Genomic DNA, 12888 nt, shown 5'->3' on the forward strand with positions numbered 1-12888 from the left:
GAGCCAACCTGTCAGCAAGAGGGCAGCAATAACCACACGACATCGCTTTTGGGAAAAAGTACGTTATAGCAAAATCAATAACAGAAGATATATTCTCAACCCCCCCCAAAAAAATAGCCTACTCACACCCTTGGGTAAGTGTTTACAACCATCAGCGTGTATTCGATTAAAGCCAAACTTATCAACCAATGTATCAACATAATAGTCCATATTCTCCCTCTTTTTGCTCCATGAAATCAGGATATCATATAGAACACAGTGGACAATTACTTAATCTGATCTCACATTATAAGTAAAACTGTTAACACTAAGCTTTATCGCTCCCCACAATGAAAAGGTAACTCCCAGCTTTACTGGGGGATTTCAAGAGCCGCAGGCCTACCACTTGAAGTTAGCTTTTCATTATGAGAAATACACTAAAGCAATACTAAGCAACCCATAGATAAACTATCATCATAAAATCTTCAAATATATCTCATGATATCTCCATTTTTTCCTAGTGGTTATTTAGTAATCTAATAAGGCAAGCTAGCATCTATTCATTAGAAATATAAGGAGTCAGATTATGAAAGTGTTATTCCCTCTACTTCTATTAGTCCCTATCATTGCGATTGCACAACCAGGACCATGGAAAAACTCAAATAATCCTCGCTGGCAAGATACGGCTAGTGAACGCCCATTTAATCAAAACAGAGCTAATATGCAAAACATCAATCAAGGATCAGCAGCAAGAGGACCTAGATTATTAGACTGCTCTAATACTACCAATGTAGCCTTGTGTGAGAAACACAATGAAGCACTAAAAGTATGCGGTACAGAGAGAGGGCCAGTTCACGCAAAATGCATGCAAGATGAAATGTACGGCCAGGTAAATCAACAAACAACCAATTAATTATCTGATAGATAATTATATTTAGTATATTACAGCTGTTATATGGGTTGAATATTTTCCACCTATTTATCTTAAGTTAAATTAGTGATATAACAACTAACGTTGTAACAATGTTTCCAGCATTGCCAACCTAATAATTGGTTAACTTTTTCAGTTCATTTGTGCCACTTCGTGCTGGGGTGGCTTTTTTTTTTACTTACTGAGCGTAGGAGATGCACAGTAATTATTCCACAGTTTGTCAATTTGCGATCTATCAAAAAACTCCCCAACACCATCTATCGTTGGTATTGATATATTAATTTCCCCATCAAGCTTTATATATACTTTGACCACAAAACGCTTGGTAATTATACCGTCAGTTTCCCTTGGTAATCACACAAATACACTTTACCTTTTGATGTGACTCGATATTGTTTTTTTGCACAACCACTAACCCTAACTGCTTTATTAATTTTCGAGTTCGGTAATCACTGATGGCATAGCCATGAATAAGCGCTTAAGTTCATCTTGGTTTGAGCTTGTCACCCTAGGAAGATAAGTATTCATTTAATAGTTTGAATTAAATAAAAAAAGAATACCATAATAGCCATCTCTACGTATATCCGTAAAGATGGCTTGAAGTAGAGTTTAGTTTGATTAACGTTCTAGCTTATGGATGTCATTGGGGGGCCACAGCATTCTTTATTTCCCGCCTTAAGGGATGAAAGCGGTTTGACTCTCATTTTGTTGTCCTATCTACCCACTCGTATGATAAACATATCCTCCACTGTGAAAAATTCCTCCTTGTTCAAGACAAACATCACGTCCATAGCGTTCATAGTCAAAGTAATGGGATAAATGACCCAGTTGTGCTAAATCATAACAACCACTTTCTTCTATCCAGTAATAACCTAAATCATATTCATTATTGACTCCAGCTAATTGCTGGAAAGAATCTAAATTATCCGCTAAATAAATTAAATCATGGATTGAACTCGCTGAAGAACCGATTTCAATTGCCGCCTGATAAAGGTCAATTTCATCAGGCGATAATATGGCTAATTGCGTGGCTAATTCGTTCAACTCACCTAAAAGGCTGTATTCTGAAATGTACGACGAAAGGCCATAAATTGAGAATTCATAGTCCGTCAAGAAATACTCTTCATACTGAATACCATCAATGCCAATCCGCATTAAACAGTGTTCGATCTCTTTTGAGGTTGCTGGAAGCTCAAGCCACTCACCAACCAGTTCACCTTCGTTATATTTACCTAAATTCGTAATAAAAACAGAAATCATCCCCGATTTTAGGCATGGGGAAGCCGTCGCTGTTATGCGCATATTCATGTCCTATTATTGATGTATTGTGTTTTAATGAATGGCGATATTTTGATAAAGGGATCTATTTCCCTTTAGAAGATGATATTGATATAAAAAGCCAATCAGCTGAAAAACAGGCAACTCGCTTTAAAAATGATTAATGACGTTTTAGAGCAGGATAATGAGTTGCCTTACAGTCCCGATAACATGTTATGCTTTCTATCATGATTTCATTTTGCGCGGATTAAAACGAAAAAAGCCCCTGTCCAATAAACTAGGGTCAGTTCAATCAGGACAGAGGCTCTTGCTTTTGGTGGAATATGGGTTACAAACTAAAATGCATTATAATAAAACTGTGATCATGATTACGTTTTTAGGCATAAGCTATTTCGAAATCACTTTATTTTGGCTTTCCAAAGAATCAATATAATCCGCATACCACTGCATCATTTCACGTCTTCCTTCTAAATATTGCGCATGGTTATAGGTTCCTCGAATAGAGTTTTTATCAACGTGTGCCAATTGAGTTTCAATCCATGCGCTATTAAATCCTTTTTCATGCAAGATCGTACTCATCGTGTGGCGAAATCCATGCCCTGTCGCCTTACCATTATACCCAATTCGTTTTAATACCATGTTAATACTGGCTTCACTCATTGGTTTATTAACATCATTTCTACCAGCAAAGACAAATTGGTAATTTCCTGTGATTTGTTTAAGTTGATGTAGAGCATCTAAAGATTGACTGGCGAGAGGAACAAGATGTGAACGTCGCATTTTCATTCTGTTTTTAGGTATTTCCCATATACGGTTGTTAAAATCAATTTCAGTCCATTCAGCCATACGTAATTCAACTGTTCTTAGTCCAGTCAGCATAAGCAACCGAGTAGCTAAGAGAGTTATAGAGCTGCCAGTGTAATTTGATAATTTTTGTAAAAAATCAGGTAATTCAGTTGCTATTAAGAAAGGATAATGTTGTTTTTCATATCCTTGTAAGGCACTTGCAAGATCTGGTGCTGGATTGTATTCCGCTCGACCAGTCACTATGGCATATCGAAATACTTCACCACAGCGCTGCCTTACTTTGTTGGCAAGTTCTGAAGCACCCCGTTTTTCGATTCGTTGGAGGACAGATAAAAGTTCTAGTGGTTTGATTTCATTTATTGGTCTAGAACCTATATATGGAAAAACATTATTTTTGAATGCACGATTAACATAGTCAGCATAATTTTTAGACCAATTAGAAACTTTTGCGTTATACCACTCTGTGGCAATAGCTTCAAAAGTATTGGTTATCGATAACTTTTTAGCCAGCTGTTCAGCCTTTTTAATTTCTCCAGGATCTTTATTACTGGCTAAAGCTTTTCTAGCTTCATCTCGTTTAGATCTGGCATCAGCTAATGAAACATCAGGATATGTTCCAAATGATAGTTTTTTCTCTTTACCAGCAAATCGGTATTTCATTCTCCAGTATTTTGAACCATTAATATTAATTTGTAGGTATAATCCGCCTCCATCAGCCATTTTATAGGCTTTTTCTCTAGGCTTGGCTGTGTCTACTTGACGTGCATTAAGTGGCATTGGGGGCCTCATTTTATATTGAACAGAATGAGCCCCTATTTAAGCCCCCAATCCTAAGTTGATTTAGGTTCAACTGGGTAGAAGTCGGTTGACTTTAGAATGCTTAAATAAAGGGGTTTTATTGATTATAAAGGATTTTTGTTGAGTTGGGTAGAGTTCGGGAGAGTTAGATATGGTGTCCCCTGCAGGAATCGAACCTGCAACTAGCCCTTAGGAGGGGCTCGTTATATCCATTTAACTAAGGGGACTTTTGGAGTCATAATTATGACAGCGAAGGCATTTTACTGTTCAGGTCTAATTGAATCAAGTTGTTACGGGCAAATAATCTAATTTATCTTCCATAAATGTTTTTTTGACTATTTTTTACTCTAAAATAGGGTGATTATCATTTCCATAATTAAGGGAAGCGAGCATTTCTGCTTTGTACTAATTGTTCAATTTTCTTATAATAAGAATATGATTAAATGGCGTATAATTAATCCTTAAGGTAATTAAATAACTCAAAAGGATTAACATAATTCTTTTTTTAGCCTTACTATAAGCAAAACAGTTATTACAGTGGAAAGTACCGTAGTGGAACGGTGCAGGGAATGGAGAAATGTTATGAAGTTTCGCATGACGGGCGTTTTTCTGGCAGGGGTGCTAATTGCAGGTTGTGCAAGTAGCATTGACCCAGAAACACATGAGCGTTCAGACCCCTTAGAAGGGTTCAACCGAGCAATGTTTAATTTCAACTATAACGTCCTCGACCCTTATGTGTTAAGGCCAGTCGCTGTTGCTTGGAACGATTATGTCCCGATGCCTGCCCGTAATGGATTAACCAATTTTTTTGTTAACCTTGAAGAACCTGCAAGTATGTTGAATAGCTTTTTGCGGGGTGAAGTCACTCAAGGTTTCAAACATTTTAACCGCTTTTTCCTTAATACCGTCTTTGGCATGGGGGGACTCATTGATGTTGCATCAATGGCTAATCCTCAGCTAGTTAAAGAAGAACCTAAACGCTTTGGTAATACATTGGGTTATTACGATGTGGGCTATGGCCCCTATGTGGTACTGCCAGGATATGGTAGCGCAACACCGAGGGAACAAGGGGGGGACTTAGTTGATGATTTATATCCAATGCTAAGCTATCTCACATTCTGGATGTCAGCGGGTAAATGGGCACTGGAAGGAATTGAAACTCGAGCAAGGTTATTAGATTCAGATGGATTACTGAAAAACTCTTCAGACCCGTACTTAATGATGAGAGAAGCCTATTTCCAACGTAATGACTTTTTATCAAGTGGTGGTGCGTTAAAAGCAACAGAAAACCCAAATGCAGCAGCGATTGAAGACCAACTTGATTCGATAGATTAGTATATTGAATTGTTTTGGAAGGTTTATCACTCTCTTGTATACGAATGATACTAGAGAGTGATAAATAAAAAGCTAATCATTGTCTCGCTTTCCTCGTTGAGAGACGGTGTCAATTAAGGCTATTACCCCTAATACACCAATAAAACCGACAGTAAACAGTGTTCCCATAAAGCCTCCTAAGTTTTAGTCATTGTTGCCTCTTTTACATGCCTTTCGGCTTTAGCCAATAATAGAATATAGCGTGATTAATACAGTTTGATGAAAAAGCCATACATATTAGTGGATATCATCAGTATAAAATATGCTATTAGGTTGTACTTGCAAATAAGAACATTCAGAAAATGAATGGTAATCTAATGAAATATAAAACGATTTATCTTAAAAATGCGATAGTGTGTATTTTATAAAGAAATGATGAGGTGAACTCATGTGCTTAACATTTAATTTACATATGATGCGGATTAGGGTCAAGAAAATTTATGTTAAGTTTTGAAAATTAGTGAGATGAGATAGTTGAAGTTGAAAATAGTATCAGGGAGTGAACTCCCTGATACTTAAAAATTCAATTAATTAGAATGTATAGTTGAAGTTTACGCCGTATAACCAAGCAGAACCTTCAGATTTGAAGCGAGTTGTTGTGCTTGGGTCACCTTCTTTTAACATTTCATTGATATTAACCTTCTTGCCATGCATATAAGCAATACCCACATCAACAGAAGTGTTTTCATTGAATGCGTAAGTTGAGCCCGCACTTAACCAGTAGCGATCTTGGTCAGGTATAGAAATTGAACGGTATTCTGCACGAACAGGCGTTTGGTCGTAGGCGATACCGGTACGGAATGTCCAGTTGTCGTCATAGAAATAAGTGGTACCCAAAGCTAAACGCCAAGCATCTTTGAAATGCTCAGGTTTATGGAATAGCTCTTTGCCATTACTTTTTTGATAAGCGGTTAACTCTTTAAATTCACTCCAGCCAGTATAGGCAACACTGTAGTGTAGAGCCCACTTAGGTGCAACTTTATGGTACCCGGAAAATTCCCAGATATCAGGTAAATTAAGGTCAAGTTTACCTTTAACACTGCCACCATTTAACCCACCAACCATGGCAGGAAGGTCGTTTGAAAATTTACCATCTTCAAATTTAACTTTAACTTTTGAGCGATACGTTAAGCTTAAACGGTTGTCTTGATTAAACTCATACAATATACCTGTATTCCAACCATAGCCCCAGTCATCACCTTTGAGTTTAGCGGCTGTTGTACTTGATGTGACGCCAAGCGCAGGAGGAAGTTGAGATGCCCCTATTCCCATATGACGTGTGATTTCGGCATCAGCATAGACTGCATTAACGCCTAAACCAAAGCTAAAATTGTCATTTAAACGATAGGCGCCGCTTAGATTTAAGTTAACCGTTTTTAAATCTGTTTTCCCACCAACAGGTCCACCTGCATAATCTTTAGGAAAATCGGTAGCTAAACCAAAGTTGGTGGTCATTGAGGTACCAACAGCCCACTTGTCATTAATTGGGAAAATGAAATGGGCATTGGGCACAACGGCACTTGGTGCTATATCATTGGCAGTAAAAGCACTGCTATCACGCCCTTTAATATCAACACTTGGGTCAATATAAACAGCACCAATAGAAAGAGAAGGGCGATCAAACAACATCATGGCAGCAGGGTTTCGGCTTCCCTCACTTGCGTTGTCGCCCATCGCACCAGCCCCCGAAAACGCGCGTCCCAGTGCGGATGTAGAATATTCATTAAGCAAAAAACCAGCCGCGCCTGCGTTGGATGATACAATTGCCACTGCTATTGCTAAAGCTGATCTAGAGAACAGGTTTTTCTGGTTCATGACCAAAACCCTCTTATGTTTTATTTTGAATAAAGCGACTTCTATCGCAAGAAGCGCAGAATTGTAGGGTCCCTTGCCGCTATGACAAATCAGACCAGTTACTAGAGTATAGGTCTGACCACCTGATATGTTGCAAGCTTGTTTTGCAGTTACTGTGACTTTGTTTTCAAAAATGCGACATATTTAACAAAATGGCAACATAAACTGACGAATTGGGAGCAATAAGTATACGAATACGGGGTAAGATCAAACTTATGTTTAATTATTAGCGATATATTTTGATACACACTAGTTTTTAGCACTTTTTCAGCGTTATGATAGCAGCTTAACAGTTTGTTTATTTGGAGAGTAAGATGACTGATGCGATTAACCGTTGTAGCGCGGATGAAACCGCAGCCTGCTGCTGTGTAGATGTGGGAACAGTATTGGATAATAAAGACTGTACTGCTTCGTATCAGCATGTTTTTGCTACACAAGGTGAAGCAGAAACCATGTTGAAAACACTCACAGAGAAAGCAAAATCTGTTGAGTCAGACCCTTGTGTAATAACTCATTCTATCAAGTCTGTAGAGGGTGGAGTTGAGCTGACGGCTGAGTTTAGTTTTAGCTGTGAAGCTGAAAGCCTGATTTTTCAATTAGGCCTTCGTTAATCAAACGATTGAATTTACTCTAATTTGCCTTTTATCACTAAAACGATGGTGTGATTAACGTTCAGTGGTAAAAGGCTTCCTTTATCTTTTCACTTTCTTCTATTGCAAATCGCTGTGTTTTTACTCTAAGTTGCGTACCTGCTCGCATTTTTTATTAATACCCATTGATAATTGTGAATTTTATGTTAACAATCATTACAGGTCAGACCTCTTTGTCCGCTTAGTGAGTTAGTTAACTATAATTTTCATTTTTGCTTTTAGCAGGAGCGACCATGAATCAATATCTCCACCATGGTGAAAATACAGATAAAACAAAAGAAAGGATCGCCATTGTCAGTGGTCTACGCTTGCCTTTTGCAAAACAATCTACGGCATATGCAGGAATTCCAGCCGTCGATTTAGGTAAAGCAGTCGTTGCTGAATTATTAGCCCGCAGTGATTTAGACAAAAACCTTATTGAGCAACTGGTATTTGGGCAAGTAGTACAAATGCCTGAAGCGCCGAATATTGCGCGGGAAATTGTTCTTGGAACAGGTATGAGTGTCTCAACAGATGCCTATAGTGTATCAAGAGCCTGTGCGACAAGTTTTCAAGCAATTGTTAACGTTGCTCAAAGTATGATGGTAGGTGATATTTCTATCGGTATTGCTGGCGGGGCCGATTCATCTTCTGTGCTTCCTATTGGCGTATCAAAAAAATTGGCCGAGACATTATTAGCATTAAGTAAAGCGAAGTCTGTTGGGCAAAAATTATCCCTGTTAACGAAATTACGCCTGAAGGATTTAGCGCCAGTCGCACCAGGCGTTGCGGAATATTCTACAGGGCTGCGTATGGGCGATACCGCAGAGCAAATGGCGAAAAGTTATCAAATTAGCCGAGCCCAGCAAGATGAGCTTGCTCATCGCTCGCATATGTTAGCGACAAAAGCGTGGGAAAATGGCGCTTTAAATGATGAAGTTATGACCGCATATATGCCGCCCTTTAAGCAAGCTTTTTCCCAAGATAACAATGTGCGTACAAACTCAGTATTATCATCCTATGCGAAATTAAAACCCGCCTTTGACCGTAAGCACGGTAGTGTTACCGCTGCGAACAGCACGCCGTTGACCGATGGTGCTGCTGCAGTATTGATGATGACCGAGTCCCGAGCAAAATCGCTGGGTTATACGCCGCTAGGCTATATTCGAAGTTATGCGTTTTCAGCGATAGACGTATGGGAAGATATGCTATTAGGGCCTTCTTATGCCACACCACTCGCATTAAAACGTGCAGGGTTATCGTTGCAAGACTTATCCTTGATTGATATGCATGAGGCCTTTGCTGCGCAAACGCTCGCTAATTTACACATGTTTGGTAGCCGTAAATTCGCTCAGGAGAAACTGGGAATGGATAACGCAATTGGCGAAGTGGATATGGCTAAATTTAACGTCTTAGGTGGTTCTATCGCGTATGGGCACCCGTTTGCGGCTACAGGCGCACGTATGGTGACTCAAACCCTAAATGAATTGCGCAGACGGGGTGGTGGTTTTGGTTTAACAACAGCTTGTGCTGCGGGTGGTTTAGGTGCAGCAATGATCTTAGAGGTGGAATAATGGCTCAAAATTCTGCTACAGAAGTTGCGAGAGAAACAACACAACAAGCTTTTAGCTTAGAAATTTATGGTGAAAACGTGGGGGTGATCTTCATTGATGTTCCCAATGAAAAAGTCAATACATTAAAAGCTGAGTTTGCGGAGCAATTCCTTGCGATTTTACAGCAAGCGCAGTCTACCTCTGGCCTGAAAGGGTTAGTTATTACCTCAGGGAAAAAAGATAATTTTATTGCTGGTGCGGACATTAGCATGATCGCTGGCTGTGAAAATAAAGCCCAAGCCAGTGAGTTGTCAAAAGCAGGCCATGTATTATTTGATAAAATCGATAATTACCCCTTGCCTATTATTGCTGCGATACATGGTGCGTGTTTAGGGGGCGGGCTAGAGCTTGCTTTAGCATGTCATGCACGAGTTTGTTCAAATGATAATAAAACGAAATTAGGTTTACCCGAAGTACAATTGGGGTTGTTACCCGGTTCCGGAGGAACGCAGCGTTTACCTAGGTTGATCGGCATTCCACATGCATTGGATTTAATGCTGACAGGTCGTCAGTTAAAAGCCAAACAGGCGCTGAAATTAGGGTTGGTTGATGATGTGGTTCCTGAGTCTATTTTACTCGACGTTGCAGTTAAAATGGTGAAAAAAGGGGGCGTTCAGCGTCCTGCTATTCATTGGCAACAGCGCTTATTAAGCAGCAAATTACTTCGCAATAAAGTGTTCGATAGCGCCAAACAAAAAGCACTCAGCAAAACCAAAGGCCATTACCCAGCCCCTGAAAAAATTATTCATGTTGTGAAAACAGGAATGAATAAAGGGTTGCAAGCCGGTTATGCAGAAGAAGCGAAAGCCTTTGGTGAGCTTGTGATGACACCAGAGTCTGCTGCATTACGTAATTTATTTTTTGCGGTTACTGCGTTAAAAAATGAAACGGGTGCACAAGCAACACCCTTGAAGATTAATCAAGTTGGTGTGCTTGGTGGCGGGTTGATGGGGGGCGGAATTGCTTATGTCACGGCTTTTCAAGGTAAATTACCCGTTCGTATTAAAGATATTTCAGACAAAGGTGTTACCCAAGCCTTGCGCTATAGCTGGGATCTGCTGACTCAGCGAGTTATCAAGCGGCGGTTATTAGCTCGAGAGCGTGCAGCCGTTATGGCTAGAGTATCAGGCACATTAAGTTATCAAGGTATTGAAAACGCTAATGTTATTATTGAGGCGGTATTTGAAGATTTAGCACTAAAACAAAAAATGGTTGCTGAAGTTGAAAAGATGTCGAAACAACAAGCCATTTTTGCCTCTAATACATCATCTTTACCTATTCACCAAATTGCACAGAATGCGACCCATCCTGAAAAAGTTATTGGCTTACACTATTTTAGTCCAGTGGATAAAATGCCGTTGGTTGAAGTCATCCCTCATCAACACACCGATGAAACAACGATTGCAACTGTTGTTGCTTTGGCAAAACGCCAAGGCAAAACAGCGATTGTTGTAGGGGATGATGCAGGTTTCTATGTAAATCGTATTTTAGCGCCATTCTTATGTGAAGCCGCCCAATGCCTTGTTGAAGGTGAATCAATAGAGCATATTGACCGTGCTTTAGTTGAATTTGGCTTCCCTGTCGGGCCTTTTAATCTATTAGACGAAGTCGGTATTGATGTAGGGACTAAAATTTTACCGATTTTAGTTGAGCGTTTTGGTGAGCGTTTTAAAGCCCCTGATTTACTCGATAAAGTCGTTAAAGATGACCGAAAAGGGAAGAAAAACGGCAAAGGTTTTTATGAATATGGTCATCACACAAATAAGTTGTGGTTTTGGAAAAAAGCCAATAAACGTCAAGTTGATAAAACCATTTATTCACTGATTGGCGTAGTTCCCAACAATACACTAACTAAAGCGGATATTGCACAGCGGTGCGTTATGATGATGCTTAATGAAGCTGCCCGTTGTCTTGATGAAAATATCATTAAAAGTGCGCGTGATGGGGATGTGGGGGCGGTATTTGGTATCGGTTTCCCGCCTTTCTTTGGTGGCCCATTCAGGTATATGGATAGCTTGGGGATTGCAAAAACCGTGGAAACCCTGAATAACCTCGCTGTGAAGTATGGTGATAAATTCGAGCCTTGTGAATTGCTATGTAACATGGCAGAAAATAATCAAACCTTTTTTTCTGCAAATGCAGAAGATGAGGTTAACGCAACAAAACTAAGTAACGAACAATAATGGCATAGCAGGGTAGACTATTAGCCGATGGTTGTTTGATTCAATAAAACTAGTCAAGGCCTGATGCCAAATATATTCTTGGTTATCAGGCTTTTTTAAGTAAAGTTCGCATGATTAGAATAAATAATTATATTATCTTTAACTGATTGATAATAAATAGCAAACTTTAGCCCACAACATAGCCAGCTAAAGAAACATACATAAAAATCTACCCAAATCATTTTCTTTGTTGGTCATTTCATGCAGAATCACATTTCACCCCAACTGATGGTTACTTTTACAACAATTATCTTAACAACAAAAGAATAACCACCTTAATAAGGTAGGTTACTCAGATGGTGGATTATGCAAGTTTACATTATGCGTCACGGTGATGCAGCGATACAAGCGCCTAGCGATGCTGAGCGCCCATTGACTCAAAAGGGAAAAGACGACTCAGTATTAATGGCTCAATGGTTACAGAACCAAGGTATTAAGATTGATTCGGTGTTAGTAAGCCCTTATTTAAGAGCCGAACAAACTAGGCAGATTGTGAGTCAATACCTTGATTTGCCAGCAAAGTCGGAAATTTTAGGGCAATTAACACCTGGAGGGAATGCTGAATTTGTGGCTGATCATATTCGAGACCTTGCTGTGCTAGGTGCAAATGCGATATTAGTTGTATCTCATTTACCGCTGGTTGGTTATTTAGTATCGGAGCTGTGCCCACATAAAGAACCACCTATGTTCACCACATCAACAGTTGCATGCGTAGATATTGATGTGGCTCATCAGAAAAGTCATTTCGAATGGATGTTGAGCCCATCACAATTGCTGTTTGCTAAATAATACAGAACAGTATGAGCGCTTAACGGCGAGCGCTCTCTGCAGTTTCAATAAGTAGTAATAAGGCAGCATTACCACCCCATTCTTTAGGTGCTTGGTGAAAAGCAATAATATCAGGATGTTGGGCAAGCCATAGTGGTGTTTGCTGCTTTAAAACATGCTTGCCATGGCCGTGCATAATGCAGGCACAATAGACATTTTCACGCTTACAGGCCGCAATAAGCGCGCCAATTTCTTGTTTTGCTTCCATTTGTGTTAAGCCATGTAAATCTAAAAATAGCTCGGGAACGTAGTCACCCCGACGAAGTTTCTTTAATTCATAAGGGTTGGCTTCTGGCCTTAAATAACGTGTAGGCCCTTCATTTTCAAGTTGAGGCTGGAATTCATCTGAAAAATAAAAAGAGGCGTCAACCTGTTCTTGCATGACTTTTTTATTTGATGCTTGTGTCACTTTGGCACGTACAGGTGCGTGCAGGACTTGGTCCTGACGGATTTTTTTTGCTCCATTAATGGCTTCTTTGAAAAGACGAATATCTTCATCTTCTAGACCAAATTTTTTTTTCATAATTTTAGTAATGTATTTTTGTGATTAATTTTTCTGGTTGCTAGTGTAACTC

The 12888-nt window shown here is 39.5% G+C and carries 10 protein-coding genes and 1 tRNA gene; 6 read left to right on the plus strand and 5 right to left on the minus strand.

Annotated elements, in window-relative coordinates:
- Positions 1–565: 565 nt before the first annotated feature.
- Positions 566–892 carry a hypothetical protein gene (locus FVA72_RS08660; protein ID WP_137019010.1) on the plus strand — a complete coding sequence of 109 codons (327 nt, stop codon included), beginning with the start codon at positions 566–568 and terminating at the stop codon, positions 890–892.
- 735 nt (positions 893–1627) lie between these two features.
- Here the strand turns inward: FVA72_RS08660 and FVA72_RS08665 are convergent.
- The 3 genes from FVA72_RS08665 to FVA72_RS08675 form a co-directional block, all read right to left on the minus strand.
- Positions 1628–2212 carry an antirestriction protein ArdA gene (locus FVA72_RS08665; RefSeq protein ID WP_137019012.1) on the minus strand — a complete coding sequence of 195 codons (585 nt, stop codon included), beginning with the start codon at positions 2210–2212 and terminating at the stop codon, positions 1628–1630.
- A gap of 363 nt (positions 2213–2575) precedes the next feature.
- Positions 2576–3772 (minus strand): tyrosine-type recombinase/integrase, encoded by a 1197-nt coding sequence (locus tag FVA72_RS08670; protein ID WP_004255253.1) that lies wholly within the window; start codon positions 3770–3772, stop codon positions 2576–2578.
- Positions 3773–3945: 173 nt separating this feature from the next.
- Positions 3946–4020 (minus strand) — tRNA-Arg (locus FVA72_RS08675).
- Between the two features lie 355 nt (positions 4021–4375).
- Here FVA72_RS08675 and mlaA point away from each other — a divergent pair.
- The gene (mlaA, locus tag FVA72_RS08680; protein ID WP_004912414.1) at positions 4376–5128 is read left to right on the plus strand and encodes a phospholipid-binding lipoprotein MlaA; all 753 of its coding nucleotides are present in this window, start codon (positions 4376–4378) and stop codon (positions 5126–5128) included.
- Positions 5129–5698: 570 nt separating this feature from the next.
- Here the strand turns inward: mlaA and fadL are convergent.
- Positions 5699–6982 carry a long-chain fatty acid transporter FadL gene (gene fadL / locus FVA72_RS08685; protein ID WP_110591940.1) on the minus strand — a complete coding sequence of 428 codons (1284 nt, stop codon included), beginning with the start codon at positions 6980–6982 and terminating at the stop codon, positions 5699–5701.
- A gap of 353 nt (positions 6983–7335) precedes the next feature.
- On the opposite strand from fadL, the gene FVA72_RS08690 reads away from it, so the two are divergent.
- From FVA72_RS08690 to sixA, 4 genes are all read left to right on the plus strand, one after another.
- Positions 7336–7632 carry a YfcZ/YiiS family protein gene (locus FVA72_RS08690; RefSeq protein ID WP_004257173.1) on the plus strand — a complete coding sequence of 99 codons (297 nt, stop codon included), beginning with the start codon at positions 7336–7338 and terminating at the stop codon, positions 7630–7632.
- 272 nt (positions 7633–7904) lie between these two features.
- Positions 7905–9224 (plus strand): acetyl-CoA C-acyltransferase FadI, encoded by a 1320-nt coding sequence (gene fadI, locus FVA72_RS08695; protein WP_110591939.1) that lies wholly within the window; start codon positions 7905–7907, stop codon positions 9222–9224.
- Positions 9224–11446 carry a fatty acid oxidation complex subunit alpha FadJ gene (fadJ, locus tag FVA72_RS08700; protein ID WP_110591938.1) on the plus strand — a complete coding sequence of 741 codons (2223 nt, stop codon included), beginning with the start codon at positions 9224–9226 and terminating at the stop codon, positions 11444–11446. Before fadI ends, fadJ begins: the two co-directional genes overlap by 1 nt.
- A gap of 345 nt (positions 11447–11791) precedes the next feature.
- The gene (gene sixA, locus FVA72_RS08705; RefSeq protein WP_110591937.1) at positions 11792–12274 is read left to right on the plus strand and encodes a phosphohistidine phosphatase SixA; all 483 of its coding nucleotides are present in this window, start codon (positions 11792–11794) and stop codon (positions 12272–12274) included.
- Positions 12275–12293: 19 nt separating this feature from the next.
- Here the strand turns inward: sixA and smrB are convergent, their stop codons facing one another.
- Positions 12294–12836: an endonuclease SmrB gene (smrB, locus tag FVA72_RS08710; RefSeq protein WP_004257192.1), complete on the minus strand. Its 543-nt coding sequence runs from the start codon at positions 12834–12836 to the stop codon at positions 12294–12296.
- Positions 12837–12888: the final 52 nt, after the last annotated feature.

It is taken from the genome of Providencia sp. PROV061 (assembly GCF_011045655.1).
GTDB classification, from domain to species: domain Bacteria; phylum Pseudomonadota; class Gammaproteobacteria; order Enterobacterales; family Enterobacteriaceae; genus Providencia; species Providencia hangzhouensis.